This is a genomic window from Variovorax sp. 05L425, from assembly GCF_056397705.1.
In genome coordinates, this window is record NZ_JBFTNY010000042.1 from 12438 (window position 1) to 33596 (window position 21159).

Annotated in this window: 21 protein-coding genes; 16 read left to right on the top strand and 5 right to left on the bottom strand. The window is 66.7% G+C overall.

The annotated features are described in order from the left end of the window. Positions 1-52 precede the first annotated feature (52 nt). Positions 53-514 (top strand): peptidoglycan-binding protein LysM, encoded by a 462-nt coding sequence (lysM, locus tag AC1DN9_RS28815; protein ID WP_478105726.1) that lies wholly within the window; start codon positions 53-55, stop codon positions 512-514. Between the two features lie 12 nt (positions 515-526). Here lysM and AC1DN9_RS28820 read toward each other — a convergent pair whose 3' ends face one another. Then, positions 527-988 carry a rhodanese-like domain-containing protein gene (locus tag AC1DN9_RS28820; protein ID WP_478105728.1) on the bottom strand — a complete coding sequence of 154 codons (462 nt, stop codon included), beginning with the start codon at positions 986-988 and terminating at the stop codon, positions 527-529. A gap of 156 nt (positions 989-1144) precedes the next feature. Here AC1DN9_RS28820 and AC1DN9_RS28825 point away from each other — a divergent pair, with 156 nt between their 5' ends. From AC1DN9_RS28825 to AC1DN9_RS28845, 5 genes are all read left to right on the top strand, one after another. Then, the gene (locus AC1DN9_RS28825) at positions 1145-1570 is read left to right on the top strand and encodes a CopG family transcriptional regulator (RefSeq protein ID WP_478105730.1); all 426 of its coding nucleotides are present in this window, start codon (positions 1145-1147) and stop codon (positions 1568-1570) included. Positions 1571-1579: 9 nt separating this feature from the next. Then, a complete protein-coding gene (locus AC1DN9_RS28830; protein ID WP_478105732.1) occupies positions 1580-2704 on the top strand; it encodes an extracellular catalytic domain type 1 short-chain-length polyhydroxyalkanoate depolymerase in 1125 nt (374 codons plus the stop codon). 165 nt (positions 2705-2869) lie between these two features. Continuing rightward, complete coding sequence (locus AC1DN9_RS28835; protein WP_478105734.1) at positions 2870-4888, top strand: DUF6600 domain-containing protein; 2019 nt, start codon at positions 2870-2872, stop codon at positions 4886-4888. Between the two features lie 58 nt (positions 4889-4946). Beyond that, a complete protein-coding gene (gene gorA, locus AC1DN9_RS28840; protein ID WP_478105736.1) occupies positions 4947-6299 on the top strand; it encodes a glutathione-disulfide reductase in 1353 nt (450 codons plus the stop codon). Positions 6300-6544: 245 nt separating this feature from the next. Continuing rightward, positions 6545-8062 carry an AMP nucleosidase gene (locus AC1DN9_RS28845; RefSeq protein WP_478105738.1) on the top strand — a complete coding sequence of 506 codons (1518 nt, stop codon included), beginning with the start codon at positions 6545-6547 and terminating at the stop codon, positions 8060-8062. On the opposite strand, the gene AC1DN9_RS28850 is transcribed toward AC1DN9_RS28845, so the two are convergent. Beyond that, the gene (locus AC1DN9_RS28850; RefSeq protein WP_478105740.1) at positions 8056-8772 is read right to left on the bottom strand and encodes an ArsR/SmtB family transcription factor; all 717 of its coding nucleotides are present in this window, start codon (positions 8770-8772) and stop codon (positions 8056-8058) included. The two genes, AC1DN9_RS28845 and AC1DN9_RS28850, sit on opposite strands and share 7 nt — an antisense overlap. A 51-nt stretch (positions 8773-8823) precedes the next feature. On the opposite strand from AC1DN9_RS28850, the gene AC1DN9_RS28855 reads away from it, so the two are divergent. Continuing rightward, on the top strand, positions 8824-9975 hold the full coding sequence (locus AC1DN9_RS28855; RefSeq protein WP_478105742.1) for a cytochrome P450: 1152 nt from the start codon (positions 8824-8826) through the stop codon (positions 9973-9975). A 12-nt stretch (positions 9976-9987) separates the two neighbouring features. On the opposite strand, the gene AC1DN9_RS28860 is transcribed toward AC1DN9_RS28855, so the two are convergent. Further along, positions 9988-10959, bottom strand: a complete 972-nt coding sequence (locus tag AC1DN9_RS28860; protein WP_478105744.1) for a flavin-nucleotide-binding protein — start codon at positions 10957-10959, stop codon at positions 9988-9990. Next, positions 10956-11600 (bottom strand): glutathione S-transferase family protein, encoded by a 645-nt coding sequence (locus tag AC1DN9_RS28865; protein ID WP_478105746.1) that lies wholly within the window; start codon positions 11598-11600, stop codon positions 10956-10958. Before AC1DN9_RS28865 ends, AC1DN9_RS28860 begins: the two co-directional genes overlap by 4 nt. 110 nt (positions 11601-11710) lie before the next feature. Between AC1DN9_RS28865 and AC1DN9_RS28870 the strand changes: the two genes are divergently transcribed. From AC1DN9_RS28870 to AC1DN9_RS28895, 6 genes are all read left to right on the top strand, one after another. Further along, positions 11711-12601: a LysR family transcriptional regulator gene (locus AC1DN9_RS28870; RefSeq protein ID WP_478105748.1), complete on the top strand. Its 891-nt coding sequence runs from the start codon at positions 11711-11713 to the stop codon at positions 12599-12601. A gap of 148 nt (positions 12602-12749) precedes the next feature. After that, positions 12750-13676, top strand: a complete 927-nt coding sequence (locus AC1DN9_RS28875; RefSeq protein WP_478105750.1) for an ATP-binding cassette domain-containing protein — start codon at positions 12750-12752, stop codon at positions 13674-13676. A gap of 22 nt (positions 13677-13698) precedes the next feature. Further along, complete coding sequence (locus AC1DN9_RS28880; protein ID WP_478105766.1) at positions 13699-14535, top strand: ABC transporter permease; 837 nt, start codon at positions 13699-13701, stop codon at positions 14533-14535. 172 nt (positions 14536-14707) lie between these two features. After that, a complete protein-coding gene (locus tag AC1DN9_RS28885) occupies positions 14708-16357 on the top strand; it encodes a Vgb family protein (protein WP_478105752.1) in 1650 nt (549 codons plus the stop codon). Between the two features lie 87 nt (positions 16358-16444). After that, positions 16445-17605 (top strand): acyl-CoA dehydrogenase family protein, encoded by a 1161-nt coding sequence (locus AC1DN9_RS28890; RefSeq protein WP_478105754.1) that lies wholly within the window; start codon positions 16445-16447, stop codon positions 17603-17605. Between the two features lie 34 nt (positions 17606-17639). Next, positions 17640-18824 carry a low temperature requirement protein A gene (locus tag AC1DN9_RS28895; protein ID WP_478105756.1) on the top strand — a complete coding sequence of 395 codons (1185 nt, stop codon included), beginning with the start codon at positions 17640-17642 and terminating at the stop codon, positions 18822-18824. Between the two features lie 12 nt (positions 18825-18836). Here AC1DN9_RS28895 and AC1DN9_RS28900 read toward each other — a convergent pair whose 3' ends face one another. Continuing rightward, complete coding sequence (locus AC1DN9_RS28900; RefSeq protein WP_478105758.1) at positions 18837-20075, bottom strand: DEAD/DEAH box helicase; 1239 nt, start codon at positions 20073-20075, stop codon at positions 18837-18839. 67 nt (positions 20076-20142) lie between these two features. Here AC1DN9_RS28900 and AC1DN9_RS28905 point away from each other — a divergent pair, with 67 nt between their 5' ends. The 3 genes from AC1DN9_RS28905 to AC1DN9_RS28915 form a co-directional block, all read left to right on the top strand. Continuing rightward, complete coding sequence (locus tag AC1DN9_RS28905) at positions 20143-20358, top strand: DUF3820 family protein (protein ID WP_478105760.1); 216 nt, start codon at positions 20143-20145, stop codon at positions 20356-20358. Positions 20359-20462: 104 nt separating this feature from the next. Continuing rightward, entirely contained in the window at positions 20463-20951 is a 489-nt protein-coding gene (locus AC1DN9_RS28910) for a tripartite tricarboxylate transporter TctB family protein (protein WP_478105762.1), read from the top strand. A 10-nt stretch (positions 20952-20961) separates the two neighbouring features. Further along, a partial coding sequence (locus AC1DN9_RS28915; protein WP_478105764.1) for a tripartite tricarboxylate transporter permease occupies positions 20962-21159 on the top strand: 198 nt, incomplete at its 3' end.

Genomic DNA, 21159 nt, shown 5'->3' on the forward strand with positions numbered 1-21159 from the left:
TCTTCCGCCCTTAAATTCCGCCTTTCCATCAACCAGGCGCAAGGAGAAAACCATGGGATTGCTCAGTTTCATCAAGGAAGCGGGAGAAAAGCTGTTCGGCGGGTCGACCGCGCAGGCTGCGGAACCTGACGCCGAAAAGGTGGCTGCCAATGCGATCAAGACATACATCGAGACGCAGAACCTCGGGCTGACCGGGCTCGAGGTGACCTATGCCGCCGCGAGCGGCGTGGTGACGCTCTCCGGCAATGCGCCGTCTCAGGAGGCCAGCGAAAAAGCGTCCCTGGCCGCCGGCAACGTGGCCAACGTGACGCAAGTCGACAACAACCTGGTGGCTCCGGCCGCCGATCCGGCCCAGTACCACGATGTGGTTCGGGGCGACACACTCTCGGCCATCTCCAAGAAGTACTACGGCGACGCCAACAAGTACAACGCGATCTTCGAGGCCAACAAGCCGATGCTGAGCAATCCGGACAAGATTTATCCCGGGCAGAAGCTGCGCATCCCGAAACTCTAGCTCGCCCCCAGCTTAGTTTTGTTTCCAGGGGAGGCCGCGGAGGCGCCAGCCGCCTTTGCGGCCGCGGTGGCCTTCTGCATCGGCGTCGCCTTCGAAGCCCTCGAGGATGTTGTAGGCCTCGATGCCCAGTTCAGTGGCGCGCTTGGCGGCGGAGATGGAGCGCACGCCGCTGCGGCACAGCATCACTGCTTTCTTTCCCGGCGGTACGGCGGCGCGCAAGGCGTCGTCGTAGGCGTTGTTCATGGCCATGCCCGGCCACTGCTTCCAGGCGATGCCGATGGCGCCGGGCACATAGCCGACCCATTCGCGCTCGGCGTCGGTGCGCACATCGACGAGCACGGCCGAGCCGTCGGCCATCCATTGGGCGGCCTGTTCGGGGGTCACGTCGCCGGCATAGCCGGTGGCCGGCGAGACGCCAGAGCGCCCAGAGGGTACGGCGGCCGAGGTTGGCGAGTTCGATTCCGGCTTGGTCATTGCGTAGGTGTCCTTGAGTCAATGCGTCTTTCAGGACGCACATTCTTCATCACTTCACAAAGCGCAGGCGCCGGCCGCGTTCAATCGAACGTTGCCAGCATTCTTATTAAAAAAACATCCATCAACCATCCATATGGATGGTGGTAGGATGGCAGAATGCAAAATCAACGCGTTCCCGCCGTCCCGCGCGCCAAAGTGCCGGACGCCGAGAAGATCACCATCAACCTCGGCTACGTCGACCTCGGACACATCGATCTGATGGTCGCGGAGGGCTTCTATTCGAACCGCACCGATTTCATCCGCACGGCAATCCGCAATCAGCTTTCCGCGCACGGCGACGCGCTCAAGCAGGTGGTCGCGCGCAAGATGCTGGTGCTCGGCCTGCAACAGTTCGGCGCCGCCGATCTGGAGGCCGTTCGCCGTGCCGGCGAAAAACTCGAGATCAGGGTGCTCGGGCTTGCGAGCATCTCGGCCGATGTGACCCCCGAACTCGCGCGGGAAACCATCGGATCGATCACCGTCCTCGGCGCCCTGCACGCGCCCCCGGCCGTCAAGGCCGCATTGGCCGACCGGCTTCGCTGAGGTGCTCCCATGAATCCACTTTTCCAACGGCTGATGAACCAGGCCACCCGTCTCACGCGCGGTGGCAATCTCCAGGAGGCGACACGCGCCATCCAGCGCGCGCTGAGAGGCGCCCCTGCACCGGAGCCCGCCGGCACGCGCCCTGCCGAGGCGGAACCACCCCTCGTCGATGCCGCCAACGATGACAAGCTGGTCATCGACGTCGAGGCGCGATTCGTCGAAGCGCCGCCTGTCGCTCGCGAGGCGCCACCTGGGCCCGAAATCGCACCGGATCTTGACGAAGATCAATGGACCGACGGGCTGTACGCCCACCAGCACCGCACCATCGCCTACAAGCTTTTCGTTCCCGCGAAAGGCACCGGCACGGCGCGTCCGCTGGTGCTGATGCTGCACGGCTGCACCCAGCACCCGGAAGACTTCGCCGCCGGCACGCAGATGAATCGGCTGGCGCAGGAGCACGGCTTCCTGGTGCTTTATCCGGCGCAGACGCAGCACGCCAATTCGTCGAAATGCTGGAACTGGTTCAAGCCCCAGCACCAGCAGCGAGATCGCGGCGAACCTGCGCTTCTCGCGGCGCTCACGCGGTCCGTGATGTCGGAGCAGGCCGTCGATCCGGCGCGCGTCTATGTGGCGGGCCTGTCGGCGGGCGGCGCCATGGCCGACATCCTCGGGCGGACGCACCCCGATCTCTTCGCCGCGGTCGGCGTTCATTCGGGGATTCCCGCCGGTGCCGCGAACGACCTGATGTCCGCACTGGCCGTGATGCAGCGCGGTCATGCCGCCGTCGCGACCGGCCGGCCGGCAATGCCGACCATCGTCTTTCACGGCGACGCCGACGCCACGGTGAACGCCCGCAACGGAGAGCAGTTGGTCGCCGCGGCGCTCACCGGACAGGGCGGTGCTGTGCCGCACGCGCATGAATCGAGTGGCCAGGCGGCAAGCGGCCGCAGCTACACCCGCCGCATCTATGCGCAAGGCCGCGCGACTGTCGAACACTGGCTGCTGCACGGCGCCGGGCACGCCTGGGCTGGCGGCAGCCCTCTAGGTTCCTTCACCGACCCGACCGGCCCTGACGCGAGCGCCGAAATGCTGCGCTTCTTCCTCGCCCACCCCCAGTCAGAGACAGCGCAGTGAACGCAGCCTGAACGCTGCATTCACACCGCAAAGCCCCACGCCGATCAAGGCGCCGGGCTTACACCTGGTTTCCTCGAGCGCGAGATATTTGCCTTGATTTTCAATGCAGATGCCAGCGCCAAGCCCGCATCGTGCGTTGAATGGTCAGTGACAGAGGACCTTTCCATGAACCAACGCACCACCCCGCTTCCACGCCGCGCGACTGGCTGGCTGCTGGGACTCGCGCTGCTCCTGACAAGCGTGCTTGCGGCAGCGCAGCAAGACCCGCCGGCCCGCGTAGGCCGTCTCAACTTCCAGCAAGGCACGGTGAGCTTCTCGCCTGCCGGGGAAGACAACTGGTACCAGGCGGTACCCAATCGCCCGCTCACCACGGGCGACCGCCTGTGGGCCGACCGCAGTGCGCGCGCGGAGGTCTACGTGGGGTCGACCGCCGTCCGGCTCGACGAACAGACCAGCCTCACGATGTCCGAGGTGGACGACAACACGGCCCGCATCACGGCCACGCAGGGGAGCCTCCAGGTTCGCGTGCGCGATGATCTCGCCGGCGGACGCTTCGAGGTCGACACCGCGAACATGGCCATGGTCGTCGATACGCCGGGCGACTTCCGCATCAACGTCGACCCGGTCGCGGGCACGACACAGGTCTCCGTCGCGGCAGGCAACGTCACGCTTTTCGGCGAGAACGGCGAATCCACGCCGCTGGGCGCGCACCAGCAACTGACGGTCACCGGCCGGAATCTCGAAGTCGCGAACGGCATGCCGGTCCGCGCCGGCACCGACTTCGACCGCTGGGTGGCCGAGCGCGATCGCATCGACGATCAATCCGTCTCCGCACGCTATGTGTCCCGCGACACCGTCGGCTATCAGCAACTCGACGCCTATGGCGACTGGCAGAACGATCCAAACTACGGCGCCGTCTGGTATCCGCGCGATGTCGATACCGACTGGGCGCCTTATCAGAGCGGCCAATGGGTCAACGTTGCACCCTGGGGATGGACCTGGATCGACGCCGCGCCATGGGGTTTCGCGCCGACCCACTACGGCCGGTGGGCCCGAGTCGGTCCCCGCTGGTGCTGGGTTCCGGGACGGCCGCACGCACGGCCGGTGTATTCACCCGCCCTCGTGGCCTTCGTGGGTGGAACGGCTGCCGGCGTCAATGCCAACCTCGCGCTGGGCGGTGGCCGCCACGGTGTGGGCTGGTTCCCCTTGGCGCCGGGCGAGGCCTGGCGCCCGGGCTACCGTGCCAGTCAGCGCTATGTCGACGAAGCCAATCGCGCCGCGTTCGACCGACGGGTCGCTGCGCGCAATGCCGAGTTCGCCAACCGGCTGACGCCGGGCGCGGTCACGGTCGTGCCGGCCGACAATTTCGGCCGTGGACCGATCGGGCGGCGAGACGTCGTGCGTGTGCCGGCAGACCGCCTGGTGAGCGTTCCCGTCGGGATGGGCGCACCGATCCCGCTGCGCGGCGGTCCGTCGCCGGCGGCGTTCAGCCGCTCCGCCGCCCCGCCGCCCGGCGCGTTGCCGCCACGGCAACAACAGCAGTTTCAGCAGGCGCTGCAGGTGCAACAGATGCAACGGCAGCAACAGGAAATGCAGCAACGCGCCGCCGGACAAGCCGTGCAGGCTCAGCAAGCGCAACAACTCCAGCAGGTGCAGCGGCAGCAGCAGGAGGTTCAGCAACGCGCTGCCGCGCAGGCCGTGCAGGCTCAACAGGCGCAGCAACTCCAACAGGCCCAGCGGCAGCAGCAGGAGGTTCAGCAACGCGCCGCCGCGCAGGCCATGCAAGCTCAACAGGCGCAGCAACTCCAGCAAGCCCAGCGGCAGCAGCAAGAGGTGCAACAGCGCGCCGCCGCCCAAGCCATGCAGGCTCAACAGGCCCAACAACTCCAGCAGGCCCAGCGGCAGCAGCAGGAGATTCAGCAGCGTGCTGCAGCACAGGCCATGCAAGCGCAACAGGCGCAGCAACTCCAGCAGATGCAGCGACAGCAAATGGAAGCCCAGCAGCGCGCGGCGCAGGCACAAGCGATGCAAATGCAGCAACAACAGGCCATGCGGGCCCAGCAGCAGCAAGCGCAGCAGCTGCTTCACGCCCAGCAACAGCAGGCGGTGCGCCAGGCGCAGGAAGCGCGCCCGCGTGGCCAAGGCCGTCCGGATCAACAGCAGGGCCTGGTCGACCGACCCTAGCCGTCTGCGCAGAGCGGCATCTCCTTGCGCCGGCTACAGTCGGCGCCAAGGAGTTCCCATGCGCACATTCGACTTCGACCTCTTCGTGATCGGTGGCGGCAGCGGCGGCGTTCGCGCCGCCCGAATGGCGGCACAGCGCGGGGCGCGTGTCGGCTTGGCCGAATGCGCCGAGCTCGGCGGCACCTGCGTCAATGTCGGCTGCATCCCCAAGAAGCTCTACAGCTACGCGGCTGGCTATGCAGAGGCGTTCGAGGAAGCGGCCGGCTTCGGCTGGCATGTCGGCCAAACGCGATTCGACTGGGCTCGCCTCAAGGCCAACCGTGCCCGCGAGATCACGCGACTCAACGGCGTCTACCGCAGCCTGCTCGAAGGAGCGGGCGTCACGCTCATCCAGGGTTGGGCGCAGTTCGTGGATGCGCACACCGTGCAGGTCGGCGACCGGCGGTTCACCGCCCAGCATGTGCTGGTCGCCACCGGCGGCATGCCCTTCGTGCCGGATGTGTCGGGCAAGGAACACGTCATCGTGTCCGACGCGATGTTCGATCTCGATCCCTTTCCCAAGCGACTTCTGGTTGTCGGCGGCGGCTACATCGCCTGCGAGTTCGCCTCGATCTTCAACGGCCTGGGCGCGAAGGTCACGCAGGTGCAGCGCAGTGCGCACCTGCTCAACGGGTTCGACGAGGATCTTCGCCAGTTCCTGACCAAGGAGATGATCCGCACGGGCATCGACATTCGCTTCAACAACGAAATCACCATGGTCACGCGACTGGAGAGCGGCCTGTGCGCCTTGCTCACCCGCGGCCAGCGTGTGGAGGCGGACGCCATTCTTTTCGCCACCGGCCGGGTGCCCAATACGGAAGGCATGGATCTCGAAGCCGCGGGCGTGGCGCTCGACGAGCAAGGCGGCGTGATCGTCGACGCGCACTATCGCAGCTCGGTGCCTTCGATTTTCGCCGTCGGCGACGTGTCGACCCGCCAGCAGCTCACGCCCGTGGCGCTGGCCGAAGCGATGGTGGTGGTGGACACGCTCTTCGGCAAGGGCAAGCGCCAACTGGACTACGAATACACGCCGACCGCAGTGTTCACGCACCCGAACGTCGGCACCTGCGGTTACACCGAGGCCGAGGCGCGCATGAAGTTCGGCAAGGTCACGATCTTCTCCAGCGAGTTCCGCGCGCTGCGCCACACGCTCTCGGAGAGCAAGGAGCGCACCTTCATGAAGCTGGTCGTCGATCACGCAAGCGACAAGGTGGTCGGACTGCACATGGTCGGCCCCGATGCGGGTGAGATCGTGCAGGGCTTTGCGGTGGCGATGCGGGCCGGCGCGACGAAGGCGCTGTTCGACAGCACGATCGGCATCCACCCCACGGTGGCCGAAGAGTTCGTGACCATGCGCGAGCCCATGCCTTGAATTTGGCTCGCCCCCAGGTTGGCTCACTTCGTGTAGCCGCCCACCCCCTACCGGGGGCAACACCGGCGGCCCGGCGGAGCCGGTTCCGCGGTGGGCATGTTGCTCGCCCCCAGGTTGGCTCACTTCGTGTAGCCGCCCACCCCCTGCCGGGGGCAACACCAGCGGCCCGGCGAAGCCGGTTCCGCGGTGTTTCGCGAAGGGGGCCGGGTTGCGGCGGCCGACTTGTTGGTGGGCCACAATGCTTCATGCCTTACATGCCTGCATTTGTTGCGCCCGCCCGGTTTACCGATCCTGATGTCGCCCTGGAGCAGGTTCGGCTCATTTACAACGGGGGGTTGCAGCACCTTCGCGACGCGATGCAGCGGTTTGTCGCGGGGGAAAGCCTGCCGGGGAGGGTTCGGGCCTGCTATCCGTTCGTGCGGGTTCACACGCACACGGTCTCGCGGCGCACGCCGGTTGCCAATGCGGGGTTGAGCTACGGGTTCGTGTCGGGGCCGGGACGCTATGAGACGACGCTGACGCGGCCGGATCTCTTTCTGCGCTATTACCGCGAGCAGTTCAGGCTGCTGCTGGAGAACCATCAGGTCGAGCTCGAGATCGGGACCAGCACGCAGCCGATCCCCATCCATTTTTCGTTCGCGGAGAACGATCACATCGAAGGCACGATGAGCGCCGAGCGCCGTGCGCTGATGCGCGATGTCTTCGACCTGCCGGATCTGGGTGCGATGGATGACGGCATCGCGAACGGCACTTTCGAGGCCAAGCCGGGCGAGGCGCAGCCGCTGTCGCTCTTCACGGCGGCGCGGGTCGATTACTCGCTGCATCGGCTGCGGCACTACAGCGGCACGGCGCCGGAGTGGTTCCAGAACTTCGTCCTGTTCACGAACTACCAGTTCTACATCGACGAATTCGTGCGGCTCGGCCACGAGGCGATGACCGATGAGAACAGCGAATACATCGCCTTCATCGAGCCGGGCAATGTCGTCACGCGCCGTCGCGGGCTGGCTGCCGGGTCGAGCGAGCTGTACGGTGAGCTGCTCGACGGCACACAAGGTACGTCACCGCCGCGCCTGCCGCAGATGCCGGCCTACCACCTGGTGCGCGAGGACTGCACGGGCATCACCATGGTCAACATCGGCGTCGGACCCGCCAACGCCAAGACCATCACCGACCATGTCGCGGTGCTGCGACCGCACGCCTGGGTGATGCTCGGCCACTGCGCCGGCCTGCGCCAGGGGCAGCAGCTCGGCGACTACGTGCTGGCGCATGCCTATGTGCGCGAGGACCATGTGCTCGACGAGGAGCTTCCGTTGTGGGTGCCGATCCCGGCGCTGTCGGAAATCCAGCTCGCGCTTGAAAAGGCCGTGGCGGAGGTGACTGGAACTCAGGGCACCGACCTCAAGAAGATCATGCGCACCGGCACCGTCGCCAGCACCGACAACCGCAACTGGGAGTTGCTGCCCGGCAACCAACCCCAGCGCCGCTTCAGCCAGAGTCGCGCCGTGGCGCTCGACATGGAAAGCGCAACCATCGCCGCCAACGGCTTCCGCTTCCGCGTGCCCTACGGCACCCTGCTCTGCGTGAGCGACAAGCCGCTGCACGGCGAGATCAAGCTGCCGGGCATGGCGAACCAGTTCTACCGCGAGCGGGTGGAACAGCACCTGCGCATCGGCATGGCGGCGATCGACATCCTGCGCCAGGAAGGGTCGAGCCGGCTGCACAGCCGCAAGCTGCGCAGCTTTGCGGAAGTCGCGTTTCAGTAGGCGGCGGAGGTCTCGGCCGCTTCGCCAAACAAGGTGGGCGCTTCCCGACGTGCGCGCGGCGTGACCGCCAGTGCGCGGCTGTCGAGGTCCTGGCGCACCCAGCCGCGCTGCAATGAGAGCTGAAGCAAGGAGGCGCCCAATGCGCCGCCGAGATGCGGCCGGCGCTCGCTCCAATCCAGGCAGGCGCAGGCAAAGCGTCGGCGCTTGGCGCGCGCCGCACCGACATCCACGCCGAGGGATTCGAGCGCCGCGATGCCCTTCTGCGTCAGGTCGTACGACCGGCCGGCGCTGTCGGAAGAAACCTTGAGCCAGCCTTGGCCATGCAACTGGTCGTGCAGCGCCACCCCGACGGCTCCGGCCATGTGGTCGTAGCAGGTGCGCGCCGAGCGCAGCGGACTGGGTGTCGTCGGCGTGAAGGAACTGCGCGTGACACCCGCCACGACGAGCAGGCTTTCGAGCGCCGCGGCGACCTCGCTGCCCGCAAGCCGGAAATACCGGTGCTTGCCCTGCGCGACCGATTCGACGAGCCTCTGTTCCTTCAGGCGCGCCAGGTGCGCGCTGGCGGTCGATGCCGCGACCTCGGCCACGGCGGCCAGTTCGGTCGCGGTGCGCGCGTGGCCGTCCATCAGGCAGCACAGCATGCGCGAACGAGCCGGCTCGGCGATGGCGCCTGCGAGCCGGGCCAGATGGGAGTCGGCGGTTGCATCCATATTTCGATGGTAAGCGAAGTGTGATCGATTGAAAAGCATCAGACTCGCCGCATGACATATCTCGCTCCGCCCACCGACGCCATCGCCGCCGTCACGCATGCCAACCCCTATCCCTGGTACGCCGCGCTACGCAGCGGCCCTGCACTGGTCCGCGACGAGCGTCTGCGACTGTGGATCGCCAGCCGTGCCGACGTCGTCCGCGAACTGTTGGCGAACGATGCCATGCGCGTGCGCCCACTCGCCGAGCCCGTGCCGAATGCCATCGCCGGCACGCCTGCGGGCGAAGTGTTCGGCCAGCTCGTTCGCATGAACGACGGTGAACGACACATGGCCCACAAGCCGGTGCTCCAGCGCGCGCTGGCGGGGCTCGATCTCGCAACGGCGCACGCCGATGCATTGCGGCTCGCCGAAAGGATGGCGGATGAACCGCTGCGCGACTTCTGCTTCGGGTTTCCTGTCAGCGCCGTTGCGCATCTCCTGGGATTCGCGGACGAGGCGCTGCCGCAGTTGTCGCGGTGGATGCGCGATTTCGTCGCCTGCCTTTCGCCGCTGTCGACGCAGCCTCAGCTCGACGCCGCCAGCGGGGCGGCCGCTGCGCTGATGGCGCGATTCGAACAACACGTCGCCGCCCGTCCGGCGCGCAATGGCAGCCTGCTCGCGGCTGTGCAAGCCGAGGCGCCGGACCGATGCGCGAAGGTGCTCCGCGCCAATCTCGTCGGCCTGTTGTCGCAAACCTGCGAGGCCACGGCGGGCTTGCTGGGCAACAGCCTCGCGGCACTGGCGCGCGAGCCGGACCTGCGCCGCAAACTGGCCTCGCACTGGACATTGCTTCCAGCGCTGGTGGAAGAAGTCGCGCGCCATGATCCTTCGGTCCAGAACACGCGCCGCTTCGTCGCGCAACACACCGTCGTCGCGGGCACCGAACTCGCACCCGGCGATGCGGTGCTGCTGGTGCTCGGCGCGGCGAATCGGGACCCTGCCCTCAATCCCGCGCCGGCGACTTTCGAATTGATGCGAGCCAGCCGGCAAACGCTGGGGTTCGGACATGGTGCGCATGCCTGCCCTGGCCAGTCCCTGGCCTGCATGGTGGCCGCGGCGGGCCTGCAAGCCTTGCTGGCAAGTGGCCTGGCCACCGATGCGCTGCAGGAGCGCGGCTGGGACTACCACCCATCCGTCAACGCGCGCATTCCACGCTTTCACTGAATGCGCCGCGAATCACGCGGCTCGCGGCCACGTTCCGGTCGCTTCCAGAAATGGCGACTGCTCCGCCGGTCCCCAGCGCAGCGGCAATGCGGCCGGCCGATGGATTGCGGCGACGACCCGCATGCGAAGAAGCCGCTCCGCACCTTCGAAGGCAGCAAGCTCGAAGCCGTTCCAGATGACCTCGGCCGTCACCGCAAGCTGCAGCAGATCGCCGGTTTCGAAATCGATGAACAACAGGCCCGCACGCGGATTCACTGCGATGTTGCCCAGCGTGTTGTAGAACGAGTTGCCGACAAAATCTGGCGCCGTCAACGTCCCGTCGTCCGACACCCGCACGAAGCCCGGACGGCCGCCGCGATGCGACACATCGACACCATGCGACGCAGCCTCATCGCCCGCTGCCGGATGCGCGGTCGCGATGAAGAAAGTGTCTGCCGTCTCGATCATGCGGCGCGCTGCGGCATCCAGGACATCGGTGCGGTGCGGGAGCGGCGACGCGCGTGCATCGCGCACAAACACCGGCTCGCGCGCCTGGATGTACTTCGGGCAATTGCCGAAGCTCTGCCGCACAGCCACGGAGAAGCCTCGCGCATCGACCTGTTCGACCACGCCGTTCATGCGATTGCGCCGCCGCGTGTGTGGCTCGATACCCAGCAGGGCGACCGGGGTGCCCGTCACCAGCGCATCGGCGAGCGGGTCGCCCACTTCGGCGCGGGCGTCGACACGCAAGTGATGCTCGTCGGGCGAATGCGCGAAACCAGGTGGCGCCGCCAGCACGCTTGCCCACGGCTGCTTCTCGCCGTCGAGGCCGCCCGTGATCAGGAATGGCAACTGCGCAAAGAATGTCCGATGCTGATCGGGCATGTAGTCGCGAACAACACGCGACCCGAACATCGCCATGCGCTCCAGCACGCCGGCGCGCGCCTGCATCGCCCGCTCGCCTTCGTGCCAAGGCGACGCATTCGCCGCGACACCGGTGTTCATGTCGCAAGCCCTGCACGAGAGGCCGCCATCGGCACGAAGCCCGGCAGCGCCTCGACGCGCGCCAGCCATTCGCGCACATGCGGATAGTCCGCGAGCGACACGTTGCCTTCGGGCGCATGCGCTACGTAGGTGTGGTTGGCAATATCCGCCAGCGTCGGGGACGAGCCCGCCAGGAAAGGCCGCTGCGAGAGTTCCCCTTCCATCGTGCGAAGGAGTTCGTGGGATCGGGCGATCACCTCGGTCGCGTCCTTTTGCAACCCGAGCAGCACGATCACCCGCGCCATCGCAGGTCCGCCCGCCAGTTGACCCGCCGAGACGGACAGCCACCGCTGCACCTGGGCCGCACCAAGGGGATCGCGAGGCAGCCAGCGCGCCGGATCAGGTGCATAGCGTTCGTTCAGGTAGACCAGGATCGCGTTCGAGTCGGCCAAGGTCACATCGCCGTCCTCGATGACCGGCACCTGCCCGAAGGCATTGCGGCGAAGGAATTCGGGGCTGCGCTGTGCGCGCGCGCGAAGGTCGACCTCGATCGTCTCGAACGGCAGGCCGAGGATCGACAGAAACAGCCGCACACGATGCGAGTGCCCGGAGACGGCCGAGCTGTAGAGCTTGATGGGCTGGGCGGGGCGGGCGGAAATCATATGGGTTCTCCTGGCGGTGCGTTGGAATGCCTCCATTCTGGTTTGCTCCTCTTTGGGGAGTAATGGCGTCCAATGCAGTTGACTGCTCCGGATTCCGGTCTAATCGCCGAATGGACCGCCTCAAAGCCATGCAGACCTTCGTGCAGATCGCCGAGCAGGGCAGCCTCACCAAGGCTGCCGACGCGCTGGACACATCGCTCCCGGCCGTCGTGCGCTCGCTCGCGGCACTCGAAGCCCACCTCGGCGTGCGGCTCTTCCACCGCACGACGCGGCGCATCTCCCTGACGGAAGAAGGCCGCAGCTACCTGCAAAGCGCGCGGGAAGTCCTGGCGGCAGCCGATGCCGCCGACCGCGCCCTCACACTGGATGCGACCGAACCCGCGGGCCTGCTCACGGTCACCGCGCCGGTACTGTTCGGCCACATGTACGTTTCGCCGGCGATCGTTCGTTTTCTCCAGCGCCACGACAAGATGCGCTGCAGCGTGCTGCTGCACGACCGCCCCGTGAACCTGCTCGAAGAAGGTGTCGACGTCGGCATACGTATCAGCGCGTTGGAGGATTCGTCGCTGGTGGCGCAACAGCTCGGCAGCATCCGCCGCGTGGTGGTCGCGAGCCCGGACTTCCTGCGGCGGCACGGCACGCCAACGCATCCGCGCGACTTGCAGCGGGCCAACTGCGTGCGCATTCATCCCACGACCATCGGCCCATGGATGTTTCGCGAGAACGGGCGCGCCCTGCCGATCCCGACCCACGGCAACCTGGAGTTCAACCACATCGCGCCGGCTGTCGAGGCCTGCGCGGCGGGCATGGGCTTCGGCAACTTCTTCTCCTACCAGGTGCTGCCGATGGTGGCGCAGGGCCGGCTCCAGATCGTGCTGGCAGAGTTCGAACCGCCGCCACGGCCGGTGAGTGTGATCTATCCGCATGCACGGCTGCTGCCGGCCCGAACACGTGCCTTCATCGACTGGATGAAGACCGAGTTCGCAGGCATAAGGCTGTAGAGCCAGTGGCCACCCCATCAAAACCGCCCCAGGCCCCGTCCAGGAACCCCGCGGAACCGGCTCCGCCGGGCCGCAGGGGTTGCCCCCGGAAGGGGGTGGGCGGCTACACGAAGTGAGCCAACCTGGGGGAGATCTCTATGATTCAGCGGTGCCGACCCCCCTCTTCCAAGCCAACAACCTCCACAAGCGCTATGGCACCACGACCGTGGTGGACGATCTCTCCTTCGAGATCGCGCCCGGCGAGTGCCTTGGCGTGATCGGCCCCAACGGCGCAGGCAAGACGACGACCATTCGCATGTGCCTCGGCCTGACCGTCCCCGATCACGGCACCATCGAAGGGCTCGGCGGCCTGGTCATGCCGCGCGATGCGCGCGCCATCAAGGCGCAGCTCGGCGTGGTGAGCCAGTTCGACTCGCTCGACCCCGACTTCAGCTGCGCGGAAAACCTCATGGTCTATGCACGCTACTTCGGCATGCGGCGCGCAGAGATCACGCCGCGCATTCCGAAGCTGCTGGAGTTCGCGGCGCTCTCGCACAAGGCCGACGCGAAGCCCGGCGAGCTCTCCGGCGGGATGAGGCGGCGCCTCTCGCTGGCGCGCGCGCTGGTCAACGACCCGAAGCTGCTGATGCTCGACGAGCCCACCACCGGACTCGACCCGCAGGCGCGGCACCTGATGTGGGAACGGCTCCAGGTGCTGCTTCAGCAGGGCAAGTCGATCCTGCTGACCACGCACTTCATGGACGAGGCCGAGCGGCTGTGCTCGCGGCTGCTCGTGCTCGACCACGGCCGCAAGATCGCGGAGGGTCGTCCGCGCGACCTGATCGCCCAGTATCTCGAACCCGACGTGGTCGAGCTGTACGGCGACGGGGCGCTCGAACTGGCGCAATCGCCGCTCAAGGACTACGCTGCGCGGGTCGAGGTCAGCGGCGAGACGGTGTTCTTCTACACACAGGACGCGCGCGGCCTGATGGCAGCGCTCGGCGACCGCAGCGGCTTGCGCACCTTCCATCGGCCTGCCAATCTGGAGGACCTGTTCCTCAAGCTGACCGGCCGGCAGATTCGCGAAGACGGCTGATCAAGAAGGGGCAGCGATGAGCATGCAGATCGATACGACATCGCCAATCGCCGAGGCACTGGCCGCGCCTTCGGTATGGCGCCCGCCCGAACTCTCGATGCGCTGGTGGCCGGTGTTCCTGCGCAACCTGCTGGTGTGGCGCAAGCTCGCGATCCCGAGCCTGATCGGCAACATCGCGGAGCCGCTGATCTGGCTGGTGGCCTTCGGCTACGGCATGGGCGCGCTGGTCGGCAAGATCGAAGTCGACGGCACCCGCATCCCCTACATCCTGTTTCTCGCCAGCGGCTCGGTCTGCATGAGCGCGATGAACGCCGCCTCGTTCGAGGCGCTCTACTCGGCCTTCTCGCGCATGCACGTCCAGAAGACCTGGGACGGCATCATGAACGCGCCGGTGGGGCTCGACGACGTGGTGCTGGCCGAAATGTTGTGGGCCGGCTTCAAGGCGATCTTCACGACCACCGCGATCATGTTCGTGATGCTCGCGCTGGGCATCAGCCACAGCCCGAAGCTGATCATTGCGTGGTTCGTGCTGGTGGGTGTCGGCATCACCTTTTCGTGCATCGCTCTGATCTTCAACGCGCTGGCGAAGGGCTACGACTTCTTCACCTACTACTTCACGCTGTTCATGACGCCGATGATGTTCCTTTCGGGCGTGTTCTTTCCCCTGGACCAACTGCCCGGCGCCGTGCGCGCTGTCGCCGCGTGGCTGCCGCTGACCAATGCGGTCATGCTGGTGCGGCCACTCTTCATGGATCAGTGGCCGGCGGACTGGTGGCGGCACGCGGTAGTGCTGGTGGTCTACACGGTGGCGGCGTACTGGATAGCGCTCGGACTGACACGCAAACGCTTCAGATCCTGAAAAAAGATCACCCCCAGCCTCGCCCACTTCGTGTGGCTCGGGCACCCCCTCTCCGGGGGCAACCCCGGCGGCCCGGCGAAGCCGGTTCCGCGGGGTTCCTGGCTCAGGCCGTGTTGATTTATCCGCATCGGGCGTAGCATGTCCCGCGAGGACTACAAAGCGAGGAGACAACATGAAGCGGATCATCGGCGGCGCTCTTCTGGCGTCGGCATTCCTTCTCGGGGCCTGCACCACGACACCGTCGACGACACCGCCACCCACGAGGCCGAACGCCTGGGCCGCGCCGGAGGCGATCGTGGCGCCCTCGGCCTTTTCCGGCGTGCACGGCCTGGCCATCGACAAGCAAGGCCGGCTGCTCGCCGGGTCGGTGGTCGGCAACTCGTTGTGGGAGGTCGACCGGAAGACCGGGACCGCACGCGTTCTCATCAAGAGCCCCGAGGGGCAAGCCGACGACATCGCGGTCGGCCCCAAGGGCGAACTCGCCTGGACCAACTACCTGATGGGCATGCTGCGCATGCGCGACAACGACAACGCGCCGATGCGCGTGGTCGCCAAGGACCTGCCCGGACTCAACTCGCTCGATTTCGATCGCCGCAACGGCAAGCTCTACGCCTCGCAGGTGTTCCTCGGCGACGCGCTGTGGGAGATCGACCTCGCCGGCCAGAAGCCGCCACGCCTCATCAAGAAGGACATGGGCGGCTTCAACGGTTTCGAGGTCGGTCCCGACGGCATGCTCTACGGCCCGCTGTGGTTCAAGGGCCAGGTCGTGAAGATCGATCCGGCCAATGGCGCGATGACGGTGATCGCCGACGGCTTCAAGATTCCCGCCGCGGCCAATCTCGACGGCAAGGGCAACCTGTGGGTGGTCGACGCGCGCAGCGGGGAACTGGTGCGGGTCGATCTGGCCACCGGCCGCAAGACGGTCGCCAAGCAGCTCAAGCCCTCGCTCGACAACCTCGCCATCGCGCCTGAAGGGACCATCTATGTCTCCAACATGGCCGACAACTCGGTCGAGGCCTTCAATCCCGACACGGGTGAGCTGCGCTTCCTGACCGGCGGCAAGCTCGCGGTGCCGGCCGGCCTCAAGATCGACGGCAACAACCTCTGGGTGGCCGACATCTTCGGCTTCCGCCAGGTCGACGCCACGAGCGGGGCGGTGCGCGATATCTTCCGCATGCAACGCGATCCAGATCTCGAGTATCCGTTTTCGGTGGGCCTGTCGCCCACGCACTTCGCGTTGGCGTCGTGGTTCACGGGCACGGTGCAGCTGGTCGATCGCAAGACGCTGAAGACCACGGGCGTGCTGCACGGCCTGAAGGCGCCCTACGACGCCATCCCGATGCCTGACGGCAGCGTGATCTACGCGGAGATCGCCACCGGCAGCGTGACACGCGCGAGCGGCCCGAAGTTCGAGACCAAGGAAGTCATCGCCAGCGGTCTCGACGGACCGGTCCAGATGATCATCGGCAAGGACGGCGCGCTCTACGTCACCGAAGCCGCGGGCAAGCTGACGCGCATCCCGCTCGATGCCAGCGCGCCGCTGCGGGTCATCGCCGAAGGGCTCGCGATGCCCGAAGGCGTGGCACAGACGCCGTGGGGCAGCTTCATCGTGGCGGAAACCGCTGCGCGACGGCTGGTGGAGATCGATCCGGCGAGCGGCACGCGCCGCACCGTGGCCGAAGGGTTGCCGATCGGCCTGGAAGGCGGTCCGGGCATGCCACGGCCCTACGTGCCGACCGGGGTCGCCGTCGGCAGCGACGGCACCATCTACATGACGGCCGATCGCAACAACGCGCTCTACCGGATCCGGCCGCAGCGCTGACGCTCCCGTAGCCACTTCCCGCAAGCGGGCATGCCGGCCGCCGCCTAAAGTCGGCGAAGCCGACACAAGCACCGACCGGAGACAGGCATGCAATACACCCACGAGCATCTCGAAATCCAGAAGACGATGCGCCGTTTCATCGACGAGCACATCAATCCGCACGTGGACGAATGGGAGGAGGCCGAGAGCTTTCCGGCGCACGAGATCTTCAGGAAGCTCGCCGCGCTCGGGTTGCTCGGGCTCAACAAGCCGGAGCTCTACGGCGGTTCGGGCCTCGACTATTCCTACGCCATGGCGATGGCCGAGGCGCTGGGCCACGTGAGCTGCGGCGGCGTGCCGATGGCCATCGGCGTGCAGACCGACATGTGCACGCCCGCCCTCGCCCGCTTCGGCAGCGACGCGCTGCGCCGCGAGTTCCTGGCGCCGGCCATCGCGGGCGAGACGGTGGGCTGCATCGGCGTGAGCGAGCCCGGCGCGGGCAGCGACGTCGCCGGGCTGAAGACCTACGCACGCAAGGACGGCGACGACTACCTGATCACCGGCCAGAAGATGTGGATCACCAACAGCCTGCAGGCCGACTGGATGTGCATGCTGGTCAACACCGGCGACGGGCCAGTGCACCGCAACAAATCGCTCGTCATGGTTCCGATGGACAGCCCCGGCATCGAGAAGGCGAAGAAGATCCGCAAGATCGGCATGCATTCGAGCGACACCGGGCTGATCTATTTCGACAATGTGCGCGTGCCCCAGCGCAACCGCATCGGCGAGGAGGGCCAGGGCTTCGTCTACCAGATGCAGCAGTTCCAGGAAGAGCGCCTGTGGTGCGCCGCCAGCTCGCTGGTGCCGCTGGACGATTGCATTGCCGAAACCATCGAGTGGGCCCAGCAGCGCAAGCTGTTCGGCGGCACGCTGGCCGACCAGCAGTGGGTGCAGTTCAAGCTCGCCGAACTCAAGACCGAGGTCGAGGCGCTGCGGGCGCTCACCTACCGCGCCTGCGACCTGCATGTGCAGGGGCAGGACGTCACGGAACTCGCCTCCATGGCCAAGCTCAAGTGCGGCCGGCTCACGCGCGAGGTGGCGGACACCTGCCTGCAGTTCTGGGGCGGCATGGGCTTCACCTGGGAAAACCGCGTCTCGCGCCTGTACCGCGACGGCCGGCTGGCATCGATCGGCGGCGGCGCGGACGAGGTGATGCTCGGCATCCTCGCCAAGACGATGGGCATCGCGAAGAAGCCGCCGCGGGAATGACCGAAACGGGCCATGGCCCGGAGAGAATCCGCCCATGCCCGAGAACCACGCCTCGAACTCGCATCCGGCGCTGCGCCGTCGCGACGGCGCCGAAGCCAAGGTCACCTACGAAGAGCTCTTCTTCGACCTGGTGTACGTCTTCGCGGTCACGCAGCTGTCGCACTATCTGCTCGGCCACCTCACACCGCTCGGCGCGCTCGAAACGCTGCTGCTGTGGTTCGCCGTGTGGCTGGGGTGGCAATACACCTGCTGGGTGACCAACTGGTTCGACCCGCGGACAGCGCCGATCCGGCTGCTGCTCTTCGGCGTGATGCTGGCAGGGCTGGTGATGTCGGCGGCGATCCCCGGCGCCTTTGCCGAACGCGGGGCGGTGTTCGCAGCGGCCTTCGTTGCGATCCAGGTGGGGCGCTCGCTCTTCGTGGTCATGCTGCTGCGCGGCCGCCATGTGCTGGCCCCGAACTTCCAGCGGATCCTGGGCTGGAGCTGCATCGCCGCCGTCTTCTGGATCGCCGGCGCCATCGCGGCCGGACCGGTGCGCATGGGCTTCTGGGCCGTGGCCGTCGCCTGCGAATACATCTCGCCGATGTTCGGCTTCCCGCTGCTCGGCTTGGGGCGCTCGCACACTTCCGACTGGACCATCGAAGGCGGCCACCTCGCCGAGCGCTGCCAGCTCTTCGTGATCATGGCGCTGGGCGAATCGATCCTGCTCATCGGCGACACCTTCGCGAAGACCCAGACCCTCGGCACTCTTTCGACGGTGGCCTTCCTGAGTGCCTTCGCGGGCAGCCTCGCGATGTGGTGGCTCTACTTCGACACCAGCAGCGCCGACGGCAGCCACGTGATCGAGCACTCCGACGATCCGGGCCGCATCGGCGCCTACTTCCACTACGTGCACGTGCTGATCGTCGGTGGGATCATCGTGACGGCCGTGGGCAACGAACTCGTCATTGCGCATCCGCATGGCCACATGGACCTGCCGGCGCTCATCGTGATGGCCGGCGCGCCGGTCGCTTATCTGGCGGGCAACGGGCTCTACAAGCGCATCGTTTACGGGTCCTTCCCGGTCTCGCACGTCGTCGGCGTGATCGCGGTGGCTGCGCTGCTGCCTGCCGCCGCGATGCTCGACCTGCTGACGATGAACATGCTGACGACGCTCGTGATCCTGGCTGTCGCTGCCTGGGACACCTACCGGACGCGCGCAGCCGTTCCGGCGCGCTGAAAGGCCGGCCGCTCAGCGCGCCGCGGCTGCGCGCAGCTTGTCCTTCTTGCTCGGCCGCTTTCCCTTGATGCCGCCGGTACCGTCGGCCGCGACCGATGCCGGTGCCTCGGTCTCCACCGGCTCGAATCCCGCGACACGCTCGCGCGGCACGTTCAGGCCCTGGCGCTTTTCGATGAGTCGGAAATGCGCCTCGGTTGCCGCGCTGACGAAGGTCACCGCCAGGCCGCTGGCCCCCGCCCTGCCCGTGCGGCCAATGCGGTGCACGTAATCGACGGCCGAGCGCGGCAAGTCGTAGTTCACGACGACCGGCAGATGAACCACATCGATGCCGCGCGCCGCAAGGTCGGTGGCAATGACCGCCTTCACTCGGGAAGCCTTGAAGTCGGTGAGCACCTGTGTGCGCTTGCCCTGGCTCAGCAGGCCGTGAAAAGGTTCGGCGTCGATACCGGCCTTGCGGAGCTTGTCGGCCACGATCTCCGACGCGTGCTTGGTGGCAACAAAGACCAGCACGCGGGACCATCCGCTCTTTTCGATCAGCTGGCGCAGCAGCTGCGTGCGCCGACTCGCGTCGACCTCGATGGCTCGCTGCAGGATCGCGGGCTCATCCACCGCTTCGGAAGCAACCTCCACCCGGACCGGATCGCGCAGCAGCGCCTCGGCCAGCGACTGGATCGCCTGCGGAAAGGTGGCCGAGAACAGCAGATTCTGGCGCCGCTCCGGCAACAGCGAGAGGATGCGATTCAGCTCTTCCGCGAAGCCGAGGTCGAACAGGCGATCGGCCTCGTCGAGCACCAGTATCGACACCGACGACAGCCGGAGAGCGCGATGGTCGATGAGATCCAGCAAGCGGCCGGGCGTGGCGATCATGACGTCGGCACCGCCTCGCAAGGCCATCATCTGCGGATTGATCGACACGCCACCGAAGGCGACGGCAATCTTGAGCGACACGGGCAGGTGCTGCGCCAGGCCGCGCATGGATTCGCCCACCTGCGCCGCCAGCTCGCGCGTGGGCACGAGAATCAGCGCGCGCAACGGCCTCGGCGTCCGGCGTGGCTCGCCGGCCAGCCGTTGGAGAAGAGGTAGCGAGAATGCCGCCGTCTTGCCGGAACCCGTGCGGGCCGCGCCCAGCAGGTCGCGACCTTGCAGGATCGGCGGGATGGCTTCGAGCTGAATGGCCGTGGGCGCCGCATAGCCCTTGTCGGCGGCGGCACGCACCAGGGCGGGATCGAGTCCCAGGGAATTGAATGACATGGTGGATTGGAACAGCAACAGCACAGGGCGCAAAGATGAAGCAGCATAGCCAGCAGGAACCATATCGATGAGCCCCGAAGACCTCGAACGCCTCGTCACCCTCGAAATGCCCTTCGGCAAGTACAAGGGCCGCGTGATCGCCGACCTGCCCGGCAACTACCTGACCTGGTTTGCGCGCGAAGGCTTCCCCAAGGGGGAGATCGGCAGGCTCCTGGCACTCATGCACGAGATCGATCACAACGGCCTCAAGGGGCTGCTGAACCCGCTTCGCCGCAAGTCTTGAGCCTGACGGGCCACTGACGGTACGTGGAAGTCCGTACAGTACTGGTCAGCCAATGGTCAGCTTCAGGCGACGACCCTCACTCCTACTACAACGAGGAGCGAGACATGCGCATCAAGAGTCAGGCTGACTTCTTTTCAGGAGTCATGTTCACAGCCATAGGAGGGGCCTTCGCCATTGGCGCGACCTCCTACAGCATCGGCGACGGAGCCCGCATGGGCCCCGGCTACTTCCCGCTCATGCTGGGGATCCTGCTCGCGATCCTCGGCGCGGCGGTGATGTTCCAGTCGCTGGTGGTCGAGACGGCCGACGCCGACCCCATCGGCAAGTGGGCATGGAAGCCGCTCTTCTTCGTGCTCGCCGCCAACCTCGCGTTCGGCGTGCTGCTCGGCGGACTGCCGAGCATCGGCCTTCCGGCCATGGGAATGATCCTCGCGATCTACGCCCTGACCATCATCTCCAGCCTCGCGGGCGAGCACTTCAAGCTGCGCGACGTGCTGGTTCTCTCGACCATCCTGGCGGCAGGCAGCTACGTGGCGTTCATCTGGGCGCTCAAGTTGCAGATCCAGGTCTGGCCCACCTTCATTTCGGGCTGAGGAGACCTTCATGGATCTGGTTCACAACCTCGCGACCGGTTTCGGCGTCGCCTTCACGCTCACCAACCTGCTGTATTGCCTGGTCGGCTGCATCCTGGGCACGCTGATCGGCGTGCTCCCGGGCATCGGCCCGGTGGCGACCATCGCGATGCTGCTGCCCGCCACCTACGCGCTGCCGCCCGTGTCGGCGCTGATCATGCTGGCCGGC

Bases quoted from the DNA above. Each gene is read 5' to 3' on its own strand.
- lysM (WP_478105726.1), top strand. From the start codon at position 53: ATGGGATTGCTCAGTTTCATCAAGGAAGCGGGAGAAAAGCTGTTCGGC.
- AC1DN9_RS28820 (WP_478105728.1), bottom strand. From the start codon at position 988: ATGACCAAGCCGGAATCGAACTCGCCAACCTCGGCCGCCGTACCCTCT.
- AC1DN9_RS28825 (WP_478105730.1), top strand. From the start codon at position 1,145: ATGCAAAATCAACGCGTTCCCGCCGTCCCGCGCGCCAAAGTGCCGGAC.
- AC1DN9_RS28830 (WP_478105732.1), top strand. From the start codon at position 1,580: ATGAATCCACTTTTCCAACGGCTGATGAACCAGGCCACCCGTCTCACG.
- AC1DN9_RS28835 (WP_478105734.1), top strand. From the start codon at position 2,870: ATGAACCAACGCACCACCCCGCTTCCACGCCGCGCGACTGGCTGGCTG.
- gorA (WP_478105736.1), top strand. From the start codon at position 4,947: ATGCGCACATTCGACTTCGACCTCTTCGTGATCGGTGGCGGCAGCGGC.
- AC1DN9_RS28845 (WP_478105738.1), top strand. From the start codon at position 6,545: ATGCCTTACATGCCTGCATTTGTTGCGCCCGCCCGGTTTACCGATCCT.
- AC1DN9_RS28850 (WP_478105740.1), bottom strand. From the start codon at position 8,772: ATGGATGCAACCGCCGACTCCCATCTGGCCCGGCTCGCAGGCGCCATC.
- AC1DN9_RS28855 (WP_478105742.1), top strand. From the start codon at position 8,824: ATGACATATCTCGCTCCGCCCACCGACGCCATCGCCGCCGTCACGCAT.
- AC1DN9_RS28860 (WP_478105744.1), bottom strand. From the start codon at position 10,959: ATGAACACCGGTGTCGCGGCGAATGCGTCGCCTTGGCACGAAGGCGAG.
- AC1DN9_RS28865 (WP_478105746.1), bottom strand. From the start codon at position 11,600: ATGATTTCCGCCCGCCCCGCCCAGCCCATCAAGCTCTACAGCTCGGCC.
- AC1DN9_RS28870 (WP_478105748.1), top strand. From the start codon at position 11,711: ATGGACCGCCTCAAAGCCATGCAGACCTTCGTGCAGATCGCCGAGCAG.
- AC1DN9_RS28880 (WP_478105766.1), top strand. From the start codon at position 13,699: ATGCAGATCGATACGACATCGCCAATCGCCGAGGCACTGGCCGCGCCT.
- AC1DN9_RS28885 (WP_478105752.1), top strand. From the start codon at position 14,708: ATGAAGCGGATCATCGGCGGCGCTCTTCTGGCGTCGGCATTCCTTCTC.
- AC1DN9_RS28890 (WP_478105754.1), top strand. From the start codon at position 16,445: ATGCAATACACCCACGAGCATCTCGAAATCCAGAAGACGATGCGCCGT.
- AC1DN9_RS28895 (WP_478105756.1), top strand. From the start codon at position 17,640: ATGCCCGAGAACCACGCCTCGAACTCGCATCCGGCGCTGCGCCGTCGC.
- AC1DN9_RS28900 (WP_478105758.1), bottom strand. From the start codon at position 20,075: ATGTCATTCAATTCCCTGGGACTCGATCCCGCCCTGGTGCGTGCCGCC.
- AC1DN9_RS28905 (WP_478105760.1), top strand. From the start codon at position 20,143: ATGAGCCCCGAAGACCTCGAACGCCTCGTCACCCTCGAAATGCCCTTC.
- AC1DN9_RS28910 (WP_478105762.1), top strand. From the start codon at position 20,463: ATGCGCATCAAGAGTCAGGCTGACTTCTTTTCAGGAGTCATGTTCACA.